Genomic DNA, 17,787 nt, shown 5'->3' with positions numbered 1-17,787 from the left:
TGTTACTGCACCTGATCCAATATAGGATGGTCTAAAGCTTTCAATTGTGTTTGCTGAGGCTTGAGCTGTTCGAACACCACCACTTCGTTACGGCCAGATTTAAGCCACTCACCTGGTACATATAATGTTTGTTGTGGACCAACACGCCAATACCGGCCCAGGTTATGACCGTTAATCCATACCACCCCCTTGCCCCAGGCACTCATATCCAAATACGTATCGGCTACCTTGGTAAGGTTGAAGCTGCCTTTGCGAATAACAGGAACCTGCGCGTTTGCAGCAGTAGTGCCACCGTAACGGACAGTACTCACATCGGCCAGTGGCAAGCTGTACATTTGCCAGTGCTGCACCTCATTATCGCCAAACAGCACTTTTTCGGTAATTCCTTTTTTGTTTTGCAGCAGGTATTTGCCAAAGTTGATGCGGCCCAGGTTCTCCACCAGTATATCTAACGTTACTTTACCCTGAGGTAACTCCAATTGCAAGCTATCTTGCTTAAGCCTACGGTCCAGCGTACCTATAGTTTTGCCATTTACCATTACTAAGGCATAATCCCGCAGTTCTTTCAGCTTTAGTAACCCGCTTTTACCGCCTTGCAGGGTAGTACGGTAAAGTACAAAACCATAATCCTGGTGCAGGTCTTCAAATGTAAGCGGGGTTAGATTAGACTTGGGTGCCGGCAGGTTGCTCAACAGGCTGGCAGATTGGCTCAATGTAATTTGCGGAATGCTGATTACCGGCTTAGATGCAGGTACCGCCGGCAATGTTTGCCCTTTCGGTAGATGCTTTTCAATTACGCTGCGAAAAGCCATAAACTTGGGCGTAGCATTTCCTGCCTCATCCAAAGGTGCATCATAATCGTAGCTGCTTACCTGTGGCTCAAAAGGCGTATTGTCTTTATAATTGGCACCGTTCATGAAACCACGAGTAGTACCGCCATGAAACATGTACATATTGATGGATATACCTGCGGCCAACACACCATCCAGTTTGCTGGTATATTCTTTGGCAGCTACAGTATGGTGTTTAGTACCCCACCAATCAAACCAGGCCGGGTACCATTCGGCAATGTAGTACGGGCCTTTACCACCATGATTCTCGTTAACTAAAGCCCTTACTTTAACCGGATCATCAATTCCATTAATGCCAGGCAGCAAGCCAGGCAAATGTCCTTTAGCCACATCAGCTCCGGGATCACAGGTATATAACAGACCATCGAACCCTGCCTCTTTAAACATTCTCTGGTTGATGGCTAAGTATTCTTTATCGCTGCCGTATGAGCCATATTCATTCTCAATCTGCACCATCAGAATATTACCGCCATGATTGATTTGCAGCGGAGCCAAACGCTTACCTACTTCTTTAATGTAAGTTTCGTATTCTTTCAAATATTGCGGGTCTTTACTGCGTACTACCAAACCTTTTTCGTTTTGCAACCAATAAGGGTAGCCGCCAAATTCCCACTCGGCACATACATAAGGACTAGGGCGCAATATCACCCACAAGCCTTCCTGCTGGGCAATTTTAACAAATTCCACAATATCGTTATTACCAGTAAAATCGAACTTGCCTTTTTGCGGCTCATGCACATTCCAGAACACGTAAGTACCTATCGTATTCAACCCCATAGCTTTGGCCATTTTCATACGTGCACGCCAAGCTTCGCGCGGCACACGCGGATAATGCATTTCGCCGCTTATCATCTGAAATGGTTTGCTATCCAGCAAAAAGGATTCATCTCCAAAGCCAAACGTATGCTTAGCCTGGGCATAAATTCCTGGAGAAGAAGTAAGCATAACGCTGCCTGCAAGTAGCGCCAATAATGTATTTTTCAAACCCATAAAAGTTATTTAATCGTTTTCTTTTTCATTTCATTATAATAGGCCTGCATAATGTAAAAGGCTTTCTTTTTGTTGCCTTTATCATCATACAACCCTTTGCGGTTCCAACCTTCCTGATAAATAGGGTTGTTACGTTTAGGCGACCTGAAATCATTCAACACCCAAGGCGACAGGCCCACAAAGTTAACCGGCATACGTTTCAGCATGGCTATTTGCTCTTTGTAATACCACTCCTGAAATTCTTCGCTAAAGCGCGTTAATGAATCGGCATGAAAGCCACCTTTAGCACCGGCTCCGGTTTCGCTGATAAATAATGGTTTATTATATGGCGTACTCCAGTTGGTAGTACGGCATTTATCGGGCAAGCCACCATACCAGCCCAGGTATTCATTAAAAGCAACCAAATCCACAAACTGCCCCAATGGATCATTTACCTCATTGATATCTTTAAGCGCACTATAATTCACTTCTAATGCAGCTGATATCATGCGGGTAGAATCTAATCGCTTAGCTTCAGTAATCAGGCTATGCATAAAATCAGTTCGGGTTTGACTAACCGGCGTTTCATTACCTACCGACCAGATAATGATACTAGCCCGATTATGATCGCGGGTAATCATTTCCTTTAACTGTGCCTTGGCTTTGTTCAAAACTTCCTGGCTACCAAAGTTGATAGTCCAGTACACGGGTATTTCCGACCATACCAATATACCTAATGAATCGGCCAAACGGGTCATGGCTTCATCGTGTGGGTAATGGGCCAGCCTTACCATATTGCAGCCTAACTCACGTGCCTGCCCCAGCAGTTGCTTAGCATCTTCCGGCCCCACAGCCCTACGTACTTCCTGAGGAATTTCGCCATGAATGCTGATACCTCGCATAAAAATAGGCTTGCCATTCAGCAGCACCTGCTTGCCATAAGCTTCCACAGTACGAAAGCCTATTTTATCCTCTACCCTATCATTGGAGGTAGCTACGATTACCTGATATAGTTTCGGGTGTTCGGGCGACCATAACTGAAGCTTAGGTAACTTGAAGCTAACCGGCGTGATTGCACCAATAACGGCTACTTGCTTCTTAAGCTTCAACTCAGGTATAGTAATGGTGATGTTTCCGCCGGATTGAGCCTGATTCAGCCTGATCCAACCAGTAACTTCGGGCATTGCAGCAGGTGCTTTTCCCGGCAATGGCTTTTTCAATTGAATTACATAATCTTGAATAAAGCTTTGCGGTACTTCTACCAGCTTTACATCACGGGTGATGCCGCCATAGTTCCACCAATCGGTATTCAGGGTAGGTACTTCATCGGCATAACGCTTATTATCTACCTTAACTACCAAAAAATTGCCCGTAGCTTTCAGTAAAGATACAGGCACCTCAAAGTTAAAAGGTGTAAACCCACCTTTGTGCATACCCATTTTTTTACCATTCAGGTAAACATCGGCCCGGTAATTTACCGCACCGAAATACAAGAAGTAACGAGTTGCGGATTCAGCAGGATGAAAATCAAAAGATTTTTTATACCAGACTGTTCCTTCATAATAAACAAACTCAGGTTTTTGATGATTCCAATCGCCGGGTACCTGTAAAGTATATTTAGCTATATAGCCATGTTCCTTTTTATCAGTTTTATTCGCGGGCACATCGGTGTTCCAGTAAGCATCACCGTTTTTTTCATTTAGTTCATGGTAGCGGTAATCATAAAACCCGGTTTCGTAAGGGTCAACAATGTATTGCCAGCTACCATTTAAGGAAAGTGCTTTACGTGAACCAATATTCGTAATCAGGCTATCCTGGGCGTAAACCCTGGTTAAAGAAGTTACGATGAATAAAAGGAGTATGAGTTTCTTCATCTTACTTTTTAAAAGCGCTTAAATCCCACTTGTCTAACCAATCAATTTCTATATCATTGCCTTTGAAAACAATAGGCAACCATAAATAACGGCCATCAATGGCATCTTTAGGCGTCCACTTATCAGCCATAAAAATGAAAGCATCCTTTTTACCGACTACCGGGAGTACATAAGTACTTTGACCGCCAAATGTAATTTCAGAACCAGTGCCTACACATGGGTTACCATGATACGTCCACGGTCCCCAAATAGAAGGTGCCGAGAACCAGCGTGCCGGATTAGGAGCCCAACCCGTGGTACCCGAACCGATTAAGTAGTAAGTACCATTATGCTTAAAAATAGCAGGTGCTTCGGTTTGATGACCGGCATATACCCGGGTAAACTTGCCGGTATGGCCAGTATAATCATCATTCAGCTCGGCAATATCCAGCGTAAAGTTTTCTTCGGCCGAAAAGATGTGGTAGGCTTTACCGTCATCATCTACAAACACATTCATATCACGGGCCATCTGGCCGCCGGGTACATCGCGGCAAAAAAAGCCTTCACTCTTATTTTTAGGATTAGCACAATCTACCTTCTCATTATCGGGTGTGCCTGGCGGATAAATCGGCATGAAACCGGCATTAGGGCGATAACTTTTTACAAAGGTGTAAGGCCCTGTTGCTTTATCACTAATGGCTAAACCAGCACGTGCAGCTTTATACCCCTGCCCCAGCAGTTCCAGGTGGAACCACATGACGTACTTTTTAGTCTTCTTATTGTACACTACCTTAGGGCGCTCCAGTATGCAACCTTTGGCAATATCACTGGTAGTATCGGGCGAGACAGCCAAAGCAATACCCTCGTCCTTCCAGTTGTACAAGTCTTTCGAGGAATAGCAATGCACGCCCACCATAGCCCGGTTACCGGCACCGCCTGCAATTTTATGCTCGCCAAACCAGTAATAAGTACCTTTTTGATACAGCATTCCACCGCCATGCGCATTGATATGTACGCCTTTATTATCCGGCCAGATAGTGCCCGGCGTAAATTGAGTTAGTTTAGCCGCTTTGCTAGTAACCGTTTCTTGCGCATGAGCAGCAAACGAAATAGCGAGTAAGCCAGCTACCAAGAGCTTAGTGCCGAAAAATATTTTATTGAAATTCATAGTTAGGTTCGTATTAACTTATCTTCTGATATCCAGAGCATGATCGGCTTGTACATCTTGGCCATTCCAAATTTTTACGGAAGTCCAGGGTTGCGGCGGTGCGCTCCAGAACTCATCGGTTTCAGGCAGGCCCAAAGGCAGAAATACATTGCTGCAGATATATAAGCTACCCGTAGTGGTATAAAAATCAGCCAGGCCGGGTTGCTTACCATATAAGCCAATGTTAAGCCAACCTTCTTTAGTAAAAGTTTCGGGTGCACCCAACGTTTTTTTGATAACGGCAGTTAACGCTTCACGTACCTGAGCCGGCTTTAAGGATTCTGGTAATTGTTTTTTGTAAGCCACGTTGGCCAGATGATGAAATACACCGCTTCGATACACGATAGAACGCCCGGTTGCAGGATAGCTACCATCGGTATTAACCAGCCGTTCTAATATCTGAGCGTAACGCTGACCAATCTGTTTCACAAACTCCCGTTCTCGCGGATAACTTTTGTACTTATCATTTGTCACATCCAGCATGGTGCTTAGGTTGGGGTAGATCACGATACTGCTGTAATAATCGTAATGAAACTGCATCCCATCAGAAAACATTCCATCACCCACATACCAGTGCTGGGTAAACTCACGTACACCATATTCTACCCGAACCGGGTCATAACCTAAATCATACTTGCAGAAAAATGCTTCAATAACACCGCTAAACAGTATCCAATTGGTATAAACGGGTACGGTATTACGGGTAATTTTCAAGGCATCCACCACTTGCTTTTGCACATTTTGATCCAGATGTTCCCAAAGCCAAGGCGAACGGATTAAAGCTAAAGCTACATACGAGGCATCTACCAGCGGTTGCCCACCGTTCCATTGCAAATAATCTTTTGCCTGAGGGTTCACGGCATTAGCTATACCTTGCAGTGCCCAAGTACGATATTGATTTCGCAATTGTACTTCGGTAGCATTGCCGCCTTCCAATTGCAGCCAGGGTGCAATACCACTTAGGGTACGGGCAAAGGCTTCCAAGTAGGCAACTTTGCTACGGCTTTCCCGGTTATCAATCCGGTCTGATAGCTGTACCGGCATGTTGGCTTTCAGCTTATTTTGTGCTATGTTTTCTATTACAGGCCGGGCTACTTTATCCATATAGGTCAGCCATACTTGCCGAGTATTTTCCGCTTTAGCAGCCTTTTTCTGTGCAATGCCAGTTAGGCAGTAAGGTATGATGAAGAAAGTAAGAAGTAGTTTTTTCATAGGATGATTTATGAGGCGGATGTTTATCTGCCCATGTTTTTGTATCTGATTAGCGCTTCAACAAAGTAATAATCGGCATAAGTGAGCGGTACATCCACTTCGGTATGGTTAGGCATGTGCCCTACGCTATGTTGCAAGATGAAGCCGCCGTTGGTTCCGGCAGTTGCCAGGTAAGGTGGTTTAGATAAATTTCTTAAAAGTGTTTGTGCTACCGTAAAGTATTTCTCGCCACTAGGCTTATCGGTATAATGGCACAATTCTAATAAGGCAGATGCCATTACTGCACCGGCTGATGCATCGCGTAACGCATTAGGAATGTTAGGCGCATTGAAGTCCCAATAAGGCACTTTATCAGCCGGCAGGTTATCATTGTTCAGGATGAACGCCGCAATATGGTTAGCCTGATCCAAATATTTCTTATCATGCGTTTCACGGTACATCACGGTGTAACCATACAAGCCCCAGGCCTGTCCGCGAGCCCAAGCTGATTCATCGGCATACCCTTGCGCCGTACGGCGTTGCTGTACTGCGCCGGTTTCAGGATTATAGTTTACAACATGGTAAGAACTGTAATCGGGCCGGAAATGATTTTTCATGGTAGTATTGGCATGTGTAACAGCTATTTTGTAAAAGCTGGAATCGCCAGTAGCCCGGGTAGCCCAGAACAGCAGTTCCAGATTCATCATATTATCAATGATTACCAGGTACTCGTTCTTTTTTGAATCCCATGATTTGATACAGCCCACCTTCGGGTCGAAACGGCTGGCTAATGACTTGGCACTGTTAATCAGAATTTCTTTATACGCTGGCTTAGGTGCTATTTTTAGTGCATTACCAAAGCTGCAATACATCATAAAACCTAAATCGTGTGTGGTTCTATTGTATTGTTCGGGAGCCAGCAGGGTTAAGGCCCTGTTAGCTTCTGTCAGCAATGCGGCATCTTTAGTTTGCTGATATAGATACAGCAGTGTACCGGGGTAAAAACCGCTGCACCACCAGCCTGATCCGCTGGTTTCTAAACTATTTTTAGCAGCATAATAAGTTTTAGGAAATCGGCCTGCCGGCAGTTCTTTCATTAATACTTTATATTGCTGATCGGCATCTTTAAAGTCGGTTAATAAGGTTTGCAATAGTGCCTTATCGGTTTTGAATGCACGGCTTTGCTGAGCCTTAGCAAGGCCAGTAGCTAACAAGCAAACCGCTCCGGTAATCAGTATATTTTTTTTGAATGACATAGCTATTTATTTCTTCTTGCTACCGGGCTTCCACTCCAGTACTTGTATCGGTTGCAGTTGTGCTTTGGCGTTACCTTCTCCATCTACCTGGGTTACTTTTTGTATAAAGAGGTTCAGGATGCCTTTATCTTTCCACAGTTCGGTATCTAACGTAGGTTCCCATGAGCCTACCGGCTGGTTGTATAAGGTTTGCACCTCCCACTTGCTATTGCTGATATTACTGGCAATTGCCATAGATACGTTATCACCCAACTCCTCATCTCTGAAAATTAAACCAGCTGCTATCGAAGCACCATTTTTCCAGGCTATGAGTTGTGGCCTTGATACCGGAACACGCTTTGTACCTGTACCACTTAAACTAAAAGGTGTTTTCCGGAAGCCCAAGTTACTTACCTGCCACTTATTGCCGGTATGGTAAATAATATGGTATTGCGGAACGGTTTGATCTGCCTCTCGGTAGTAAGTGGCAATAAAGGGTTGCCCTTGTGCATCGGCAAACATAGAAGTTTGATTAATCAATTCACTGTTTTGCGGTATTTTGCAGGCGTACTCGGCATTAGCTGCCCTAATAGGCAAATTGTACTTTTCTCCGGTTGATTTTTGCCAGGTTTTGCCGCCATCTTTTGAGCAAGCATAAGCCATATCATGATTGCTGGCTACATCAGGCGTTTCGCGCCATACCCATGATAGGTGAATAGTTCCGGTTACATCAGTAGCTACCTGCCAGTAAGCGCTGCGCTGACCTTCGCCATCTACCAAGTTATCTTGCAGGCGTGTCCATTGCTGTGTTTTATAATTATAGTAGTTCATAATTAAACTACCATTTCCTGAGCCGCCATCACGATAAAAAAACAACAGGTTTCCGTCAGCTAGTTTATAAAATTCAGGATAGCTTAACTTATTTTCTTTCTGTCCGGTCATGCCCAGCTTTGCGGTTAAGGTTAACGAACCCGGATTTACGCTTCTGGCATAATTAAGCGGATTATTATGCTGACCCCAAGCCACATGCAAATAACCGGCACCATCAACCATAACACTGATCGACTTATGTGCATCGGTAGCATCACCCTGATAAGGAGTTCGGCTAACTTTCCAGGTTATACTGCCACTTGTACGCTGTGCCAGTACTACATACCGGGCACTATCATAATAAGCGGCGTACTGCATGTTTTTATAGGTAGCTAACGAGTTTTTACGGAAAATCACCGTGTTCACCGAATTGCTGGCCCAGCCATTAGTTGCTATGGTACTTAGCTTGATGGTTTGCGCATTTGCTGCCAGTAAGCTGACCAGCAACAAGCACATCCATAAGTTATATTTTATATAGGTAGAAATCATGTCATTAAAGTAAGTGGCAATATTAAATTGCCACTTACAGTTTTTATATTATCAATAACCAGGGTTTTGCTCCAACACAGCATCTTTATTCAGCTGAATTTCAGTTAGCGGAATAGGCAGTAATAGGTTTTTAGACGTTAAACCTGTAGTAGGATGCACGGCATCATTACTGTTCAGGCGTGTAGCACGGTCTACCAAAGTACCGGTACGCATTAGGGTTTCTCTGCGGTTTTCTTCAGCTACCAGTTCGCGGGCACGCTCATCCAGTACAAAATCTAATGTCATTTGTGCAGCGGTTACTTGCGGTGCTTTAGCCCGGGTTCGTAATGCGTTGATTGAAGCAGCAGCATCGGCCGTTTTACCCTGTTTTACTTGTGCTTCAGCCTGTAGTAAATAAGTTTCGCCCAAGCGCATCATGATAAAATCCTTGATCATGGCGTAACCAAAAGTATCATTAGGGTCAAACGCACCCCATTTTAAAGTACTTGGGCAAGTTCTGAACAAAGTATCTGCTCCGGTAAATGGTACCGCTTTACCATATAAAGCTGGATAAGCCGGGTCATTATAATAATAACGACGTTTAATGCTGTATTGCGAGTTACGCATATCTCCGGCAGGATATAATCCATAAAGAACCCAATTACTCAACCGTAATCTTGCAATACCACGACCACCCAATGAATCACAAGGTAACATACCAGGTATAGCATAATAGGCTGCACCAAAAACACGGCGTTGCTGTGCATTATCAACATTTCCTCCTACAACTGCCGTTGGGTTTTCTTGTTCCAGCACCCATATAGCTTCACTGTTTCCTTGCCAGCGGCGTTGATTGCCGTATACAAACATATCTGAGTAGTAATCGCCAGAGCCGCTAGCTCTTACTCCATAGCGGGCAGAAACCAAATTGAATTTGCCGCTATTGATGATGGCTTTGGTTTGCGCTTCAGCCAAATCGTTTTTACCCATACGCAGGTAAGCTTCAGCCAATAACTGCATAGCCATGTATTTGTTAGCCCGGCTAACAGGCTTATTCTGCGTATTGGTTCTGCCACTGCCCGCATTTAGATCGGCCAGGTAGGTGATGGCATAAGTTAAATCACTTACGATTAAATTATTTACATCATCTAATGAAGAACGTGTATAATCAGTTTTGGGTGTGGTAATAGAATGAATAGTAATTGGAACACGGCCGAAAAGAGTAGCCAAATGATGATATGCATAAGCCCTGAAAAACTTAGCTTCTGCCTCTACCTGTCTTTTACCTACTGTACCCAGTTTAGTATTGGAACCATCTTCTGCATTATCAATCAAAGTATTAGCATTATTGATAACCGCATAATATCTTCCCCAAATGTATGATGCGGCTCCATCAGTTGAGGTAAGCTGTGCATAGTTGTAGTAAGGTACTTCAATACCTTGTTGCTGGGCCGTAGCATTGGCCACATCAGTACCTACCTGCCATACACTTGGCCAGCCTTGTGCACTTGAATAAGTTAAAATACTAGTAGTTAAATTGTATAACCCTATAGCTGAAGCTTCAAAGCCTAAAGAGTCGGTAACAGTTAACGGCGTGTAGGATGAGTACGGTTTTTCGTTCAGATAACCTTTTTTACAAGAGGTAAATGAAGCTATCAGTACCGCTGCCGAAATAAATATAATTGAATATTTTTTCATGTCTTTACGTCTGTATTTATTTTAAAGAAATATTGGCGCCCAAAACAATGGTACGTGTTTGCGGATAGTTGTTGGTCCAGTCGCCTGAGCCACGAGTCGAATAATTATTCTCAGGATCCCATCCTATCCAAGGCGTCCAGGTTTTCAAGTTGCGTCCGCTAGCATAAATAGTTAAGGCAGCTATATGAGCTTTATCTAAAAAGCGTTGTGGTACTACATAACTCAAAGTAATATCTTTTAAGCGAGTGTAATTAGCTTTATGCGGATAACCATAGCCACGTGTATTGGTGTAAGATAATGATTGGAATTCCTGATTACCATTAGATGGAGTCCAGTAACCTATATCAGCAGGAGTGTTTCTTCTGCCTGCTTCATCGGCATAGTTATAATCCGGATTGTTTTTCAACATGCCCTGCGCGGTTTGAATAAAAACATTCAGGTTGAAATTTTTGTAGTGAAAGGTATTGGTAAAGCCACCTGTCCATTTAGGTGCGGTTTGGCCAAGAATAACACGGTCATCAGCAGTAATCTTTCCGTCACCGTTAGTATCTGCAAACTTTAAGTCGCCAGGTTTAGCACCAGGGTCTTGTTTAGATGCGTCTTCACCAGTTTGCCATACACCAGTCATTTTGTAATCGTAAATTACACTAATCGGTTTGCCTATAAACCAACGGTTGCCCAAGTCACTTTGCCCATTACCATACAGGTCTATAATTCTGTTCTTATTAGCAGCAAATACAATGGTGCTTTCCCATCTAAAGCTTTTTGTATCAATGTTACGTGTATTTAGTGTTACTTCAACTCCCCGGTTACCTACCTTACCTATGTTGTCAATGATTGACCCATAACCAGTAATAGCCGGCAAGCTTCGGCTTAACAACAAACCGTGGGTACGAGAATCATAATATTCAACTGTACCGCTGATACGGCTATTTAGTAAAGTAAAGTCAGTAGCAAAATTTGCCTGTTGTGTAGTTTCCCAATGCAGGTTACCGTTACCCAGGTTACTAGCTAAAAAGCCTACGTAACTTGAACCGTTAAATGGAGACCTTACCGTTCCATCTGTTGTAATAGTTCGGTATACAGAAATAGCTTCATTACCAATCCGGCCGTAAGACGCCCTAAGCTTTAAGCTATTAATAGCTTTTACATTTTTTAAGAATTCCTCATTACTAATGTTCCAGCCAATAGCAGCTGAAGGGAACCAGCCATGCTTATCCGTATTAGCACCAAAAACAGATGAACCATCACGGCGAACAGTAAGTGTTAACAAATAACGGCTATCGTAAGAATAGTTCAGACGAGCCATTTGTGAGTTTAATGCATACCGGTCAGAGTATGATGAAACTGTTGGCGTGGAACCAGCACCTAGATTATTGAATGTTAGTTCATCATTCACAAAGTTGGTAGCTCCTGCAGTTGAAGTAAAATATCGGCGTTGTTGAGAACTATACAAACCAGTAAAATCAACATGATGCTTACCAAAATCACGAACGTAGTACAACAGATTATCAAGAGTATAACTGTTTGTTTCAGAGCTTGCCGCTGAACCTGAACCCAACAACGTATTAGCCGCCCTGCCACTGTAACTATCCACACGGGTTGGAATATAGTTATAACCAGCATTTAAGCGGTATTTTAAACCTTTCAATACACCACCGAACTTAATTTCGGCATAACCATTACCACTAATGTTGACACTGCGATTGATCTGGCTGGTTGTTAACCCTAACAGTGGGTTAACATACAACTGTTCTGGTGATTGTGGGTAAATAGTGTAGGTACCATCAGCATTGTATTCGTTACCATACGGGCTCATGGCTGTAGCTAAAAGCAGGTTGGCCCGTCCGCCATCATAATTATTGTTGGCAAAATATATGTTCGTTCCCACACTCAGGAAGCTGGTTATATTCATGTCCAAATTGGAACGGAAACTAATGCGCTTATATTGATAGCCTTTAATTACCCCTTTCTGATCCAGGTAATCACCCGATACAAAGTATTTAACATCTGGTGTACCACCGCTCACGCTCAAGTTATGATCTTGCATGAATCCTTGTTGTGTAACTTCTTTAACCCAATCAATGGTACGGCCTGCCGCATAATTAGCACGTTCGGCATTGTTATACACAGGTTCAGTAAATTGTTGTTTTAGGTTGTTCTGTGATAAATAATCCAGATACTTTTGCGTAAATGATGCTGGATCTCTGGGTGTTAAAATATGCCCCAGGTTTTCCCAGCCTGCATAACCATTATAGCGTATAACTGGTTTACCTGTTGTACCGCGTTTGGTAGTTACCAACAATACGCCTTGTGAACCATTAGCACCATAGATAGCCGCAGCTGATGCATCTTTTAACACTTCTATAGAAGCAATATCATTCGGGTTGATATCGTTTAATGAACCACCACTTTTAGTTAATGGAATACCATCAACTACAACAAAAGGCCCTGAACTAGCTGTGATGGAATTTTGTCCTCTAACACCTACTGATGGCTGAGAGCCTGGTATAGATGAACCAGTAGTTACGTTAACGCCAGCTACTGCACCTTCAATAGCTTGTAAAACGTTAGTAACTGGTAGCTGCTCTAGCCTTGATTTAGGAACTGAAGCTACTGAACCTGTAACGTCCGAACGCTTTTGGGTACCGTAACCTACCACCACTACGTCGCTCAATTGGCGCCCATTTTCACTTAATGTAACATCAATGGTTTTGTTGGCACTAGTTACATTAACTGTTTTGGTAACATAGCTAACAAATGATACGGTTATAGTAGCCGGCCCGGTTAAGCTTAACGTGAATGCACCGCTTACATCAGCAGTGATACCTTGGCTGGTACCATTTACCTTTACTGAAGCGCCAGGCAGTGGGTTGCCTTTTTCATCAAGCACCCGGCCTTTTAAGGTATATGATGCCGTTTGCGCATAAGCAGCCGGATTAGTACCGAATATTATACTACAGCATAAAAAGGTTAAGTAAATTAATTGGGTAAGTTTTTTTGTCATAATTGTTTATGGTTTTTTAATTGGCAATTGGTTTGTACTAGCTGACACAGTTTGCTACCCCGACCACAAGGGCAATGCAAAGCCAACCTTAGCACAATAGCTAAGCACACTTTTCATTAATAATTATTTTTCAGTTTAATTGGTTAGATAGCCATATTGGATTTGCTATCTGCATTTGTTCAAAACGAAGTAAGGGTAAAATTGAACAAAGCGGAGGGGGTAAAACTATAAATTATAGGGGGTGAAATCATTTTTTTATCATTTTACCCCCTCTTAATGGTCCAAATCCTATAAAAGGAGGCAGATAGACTAATCCTTTACAGTTTGATGCATGTGGTAAGATATTTGAAAATTGGCTCTATGCTTTTTAATAAACTCAGATGGGTTTACACCAAACTGCTTATTAAAGTGTTCGCGAAAATATTTCAAGTCATTAAAACCTACCTGAAAAGCGGCTTCGTTCACGTTGCAATTGGTATGTATTAAAAGCTCAGCAGCTTTGCGTAGACGTACAAAGCGTACAAAGTTATTTACAGATTGCCCTGTAATGGCTTTTACTCTTTTAAACAACGTTGGATAGCTCATGCCCATTTTGCGCGCTAAGGTATCAACCTCAAAATGAACATTGGTCAGGTTACTTTCAACAATGTTTATGCAGTTGTATAAGAAATCCTTATGCTCTTCAGATATATTGCGGGTACTATTTTTTAAGGTAATCTCTTTATAGAAGTAATTTTGCAGTTCAGTTTTACTTCTCAACACACTTTTTACCCGCGCAATCAACAATTCTTTTTCAAAAGGTTTACGTAAGAAATCTACAGCTCCTTCTTCTATGCTTTTCAGCATCATATCAGGCGTAGCATCTCCTGTAAGTAGTATGATGGGAATATGATTGATGGCTGAATCCTGCTTAATTATTCTGCATAGTTCCAGCCCACTGATTTCGTCCATGACTACATCACTGATAATCAGATCAGGTAAATGCTTTTTGGTTAATTCAATCCCGGTTTTACCGTTATCTGCTTCTAAAACGGTATAATCATGAATGAACAGCTTTTTGATATAACTTCTGATCTGGTCATTATCGTCAATAACCAGTATAGATTGCCGGTTAGAAATTAGTAGTTCCAGATTGTTGGTTTCTTCTTCTTTTACTACAGCTTCCTTGTTATTATAATCTACCAGTTCATGAACATGGTTTAAATCAAACTCCAGGTTTTCAAATAACTGGTCGGCAGTAAAATGCTGCTTGCCTTTAGGCAGACTCAGCACAAAGGTAGTTCCGCCTTTAGGATTATTATGGTAACTAATTTTGCCTCTATGATTTTCAATAAAAACCTTTACCAGGTATAAACCGATACCGAAGCCGGTTTTAAAGTAATTTTTATCTTTTGCCTGATAAAATTTATCAAACAGCTTATCACCTACATCTGTGCTGATACCTATACCATTATCCGTGATTTTAAAATATACGCTTCCCTGATCCTCCTCAACCAGTATATTGATATTGCCACCATCGGGGGTAAACTTAATTGCATTAGATATTAGGTTGAATAGTGCAATCTCGATTTTTTCACAATCGGCATAAACCTCCATGTTCTCACTGCTGCACTCCAGGTTGTAGCTTAACTTTTTAATTTTAACCTGCTGCGAAAAGCACATAAACACTTCTTTACACAGATTAACAAAGTTGATTTTGCTCACCTTCATCTGGGTATTTTCACTTTCCGCTTTTCTAAATAACAGTAAGTGATCAACTAACCCAAGCAAGCGTCGGGCATTGCGGTAAATTACATTAAGCTCTTCTGCATTGCCTTTATTTTGGTTAAGCAGATCTTTAATAGGATTGATAATTAAGGTTAAAGGTGTTCTGAATTCATGTGATACGTTAGTGAAAAAGGAGAGTTTTTTCTCGTTAAGCTCTTTTTCCCGTTCTACCCGTAAATTGGCAATTTCAATCTCGAACTTTAGTTTCTCTTGTCGGGTACGATACAGCCATATCCAGTAAACTATGCCAGAGGCCACACTCAAATACAATAAATAAGCCCACCAGGTACGATACCAGGGCGGCAGTATCGTAATGGCAACTACCAGTTGTGCATTGCTCCAGTTACCTTTGGTATCAGTTGCCTTAATTCTGAGCAGGTATTTGCCCTCATTGAGCCGGGTATAATAGGCAGTTTTTAGTTTCCCTACATAATTCCAGCCATGATCCCAGCCTTCCAAGTAATAGGCATAATTAATCTTATCAGGAAAAGAGTATTCAAGCGCTGTATAATCAACAGCTAAAGTTGCCTGATTATAGGGTAAAGTAATTTCTTTTAAACTTACTAACGGTTGCTGGTGCGTATAAGAACTGCTTTGTTCGGCAACAACATTATTTATTTTTAAACTGCTTATTCTTAATTGTGGCTGATGAGCAATTAACTTGATGCTGTCCGGATTAAAAAGATTAAAGCCATTAATACCGCCAAAAAGCATTTTACCAGATTGCAGCTTTAATGCTGCATTATAATTGAACTGGTTGCTCTGCAAACCATCAGATGCATTATAGTTGATAAACTTACCGGTTTGCTTGACTAGTTCGGTTAAACCATTATAGGTACTGCACCATAAATTATTATGGTTATCTACCAGCACATTCAATATTGTATTGCTGGGTAAGCCATTGGCTTGCGTGTATCTTTTATAGGTGCGGTTACCAACATTGTATAACAGCAATCCGCCACCTTCTGTACCCAGCCACAGGCTATTCGCTTTACTCTGTGCAATGGTACGGATAGCATAGCCTATGTTTAAATACAGATGTTTTTTGTTCCGGGTATCAATCCGAACCAGCTGCGTGTAATTTGCCCCCCAAAGGGTTCCGGCTTTATCTTCATACAAAGCATGGATATTGGTTAAGTTGGCATCAAACAGCTCAAACCTATCCTGCTGCCTATTGTACCGGTACAATGCTCCGCCTCTGGTGGTACCGGCCCAGAGGTTATGCTGTGAGTCTTCATACAGCTTCCATAAGTTCCTATCATCCGTTTTAGTAACGGAGTTGTAGCAGGTATAATGTTTAAACCGTTGTGTGGCCTGATCGAAAGCATCAATACCTCCGCTAAAAGTAGCTACCCAAATTTGGTGGTTAAAGTCTTTCAATACGCTCACCACAAAATTACTGCTTAGAGAGCCAAGATCGGCCGAATGCGTGTAATGTGTATATTGATTGACTTTTGTATTCCAGTAGCTTAACCCTCCCCCATCGGTACCTATCCAGATATTATGTTGTTCATCCTCACAGAACGACAAAATAAAGTTGTTGACCACACTGTTAGGATTGAAAGGATCATGCGCGAAAAAGCTAAAAGCTTGACTTTTATCATCAATAATATTTACCCCCCCACGCAGAGTAGCAATCCATTTTCTTGATTCGTTATCTTCATATATACCGCTTATAGCACCACTATGCAGCGTTCCTTGCTCACGGCCGGGTACAATGTAGTTGAGCTGATGCGTTTTAGCGTCTAAAATATTGATGCCGCCACCGTTAGTCGCAATCCATAGTTTGCCTGCCTGGTCAAACTTCAAATCAACAATATTATTGCTGGTTAGCTTACCATAGCTTTCATCAAATCTGGTAACGAGGTTACTAGTTGGATTATAAATGTATAAACCACTTTCTGTACCTACCCAAATATTGTGCGCGGCATCTTCCAGCAAGCAACTGGCTAATTGCAGCTGGTGGTTTACTACATTTGATTGGTTCTTTTGAGCATCAAACCAGCAAAGACCAACATTTTTTATAAATAGCCATAGGCGATTATCATGATCGAGCGTTAACGCTTGTACGTTATAGGCTGTACTACTTTTATTTAAGGCTACCTGGTGGCAGCTTTTATCACGATTGTTATAAACCAGTAGCCCCAGATAATCGGCTGCGATGTAAACTTTACCTGCTTTGTCAGTAACTAGCGCATTGATGTTAGCACTTATTTTTTGCCGCTGCTGTTTATGCCCTGGCTGATAAGATAAAGCATAGAAGCTGGCACTGGAATAATCGTAATATTCTAAACCTTTCTGTGTGCCAATAAATATTTTATCTGCTGTTCCGGCAAGCGTATTAACGTGGTTGTTAATTAACGATTTCGCATCTCCCCATACATTTCTGAAAATTTTGAATTTTTCGCCGTCATAACGGTTTAAGCCGTCATAAGTACCAATCCACATAAAACCATAGGCATCTTTAAACAGGCAGGTAACGGCGTTGTTAGATAAGCCCTGCTCTATACCCAAATACTTAACTGGTTGCAAGCCGTAACTTTCTTTGCTGCATAGCAGAACGCTACCCAATATAAATACAAAGGCATATTTGAGTAGTAAAACTCTTTTCATGAAGCAGGTTTTATAGGTACAATTGGTGTGTTTAACAAAGCTAATCATTTGCACCTAT

Annotated in this window: 9 protein-coding genes; all 9 read right to left on the bottom strand. The window is 42.1% G+C overall.

The features are described 5' to 3' along the window. Positions 1–2: 2 nt before the first annotated feature. The gene (locus HH214_RS13705; RefSeq protein WP_248282098.1) at positions 3–1,835 is read right to left on the bottom strand and encodes a glycoside hydrolase family 35 protein; all 1,833 of its coding nucleotides are present in this window, start codon (positions 1,833–1,835) and stop codon (positions 3–5) included. An 11-nt stretch (positions 1,836–1,846) separates the two neighbouring features. Next, a complete protein-coding gene (locus tag HH214_RS13700) occupies positions 1,847–3,694 on the bottom strand; it encodes a glycoside hydrolase family 2 protein (protein ID WP_169608535.1) in 1,848 nt (615 codons plus the stop codon). A 1-nt stretch (position 3,695) separates the two neighbouring features. Further along, the gene (locus HH214_RS13695) at positions 3,696–4,841 is read right to left on the bottom strand and encodes a glycoside hydrolase family 43 protein (RefSeq protein WP_169608533.1); all 1,146 of its coding nucleotides are present in this window, start codon (positions 4,839–4,841) and stop codon (positions 3,696–3,698) included. 18 nt (positions 4,842–4,859) lie between these two features. Beyond that, the gene (locus HH214_RS13690) at positions 4,860–6,092 is read right to left on the bottom strand and encodes a DUF2264 domain-containing protein (RefSeq protein ID WP_169608531.1); all 1,233 of its coding nucleotides are present in this window, start codon (positions 6,090–6,092) and stop codon (positions 4,860–4,862) included. Positions 6,093–6,115: 23 nt separating this feature from the next. After that, the gene (locus HH214_RS13685) at positions 6,116–7,327 is read right to left on the bottom strand and encodes a glycoside hydrolase family 88 protein (protein ID WP_169608530.1); all 1,212 of its coding nucleotides are present in this window, start codon (positions 7,325–7,327) and stop codon (positions 6,116–6,118) included. Positions 7,328–7,333: 6 nt separating this feature from the next. Beyond that, the gene (locus HH214_RS13680; protein WP_248282097.1) at positions 7,334–8,665 is read right to left on the bottom strand and encodes a BNR repeat-containing protein; all 1,332 of its coding nucleotides are present in this window, start codon (positions 8,663–8,665) and stop codon (positions 7,334–7,336) included. A 51-nt stretch (positions 8,666–8,716) separates the two neighbouring features. Beyond that, complete coding sequence (locus tag HH214_RS13675) at positions 8,717–10,342, bottom strand: RagB/SusD family nutrient uptake outer membrane protein (RefSeq protein ID WP_169608528.1); 1,626 nt, start codon at positions 10,340–10,342, stop codon at positions 8,717–8,719. Between the two features lie 16 nt (positions 10,343–10,358). Then, positions 10,359–13,349, bottom strand: coding sequence for a SusC/RagA family TonB-linked outer membrane protein (locus tag HH214_RS13670; RefSeq protein ID WP_169608526.1), 2,991 nt, complete (start codon positions 13,347–13,349; stop codon positions 10,359–10,361). A 309-nt stretch (positions 13,350–13,658) separates the two neighbouring features. Continuing rightward, positions 13,659–17,729: a hybrid sensor histidine kinase/response regulator transcription factor gene (locus HH214_RS13665; RefSeq protein WP_169608524.1), complete on the bottom strand. Its 4,071-nt coding sequence runs from the start codon at positions 17,727–17,729 to the stop codon at positions 13,659–13,661. Positions 17,730–17,787 lie beyond the last annotated feature (58 nt).

It is taken from the genome of Mucilaginibacter robiniae (assembly GCF_012849215.1).
In the GTDB taxonomy this organism is placed as follows: Bacteria; Bacteroidota; Bacteroidia; order Sphingobacteriales; family Sphingobacteriaceae; genus Mucilaginibacter; species Mucilaginibacter robiniae.
This window is presented reverse-complemented; position numbering and strand designations above follow the sequence as displayed.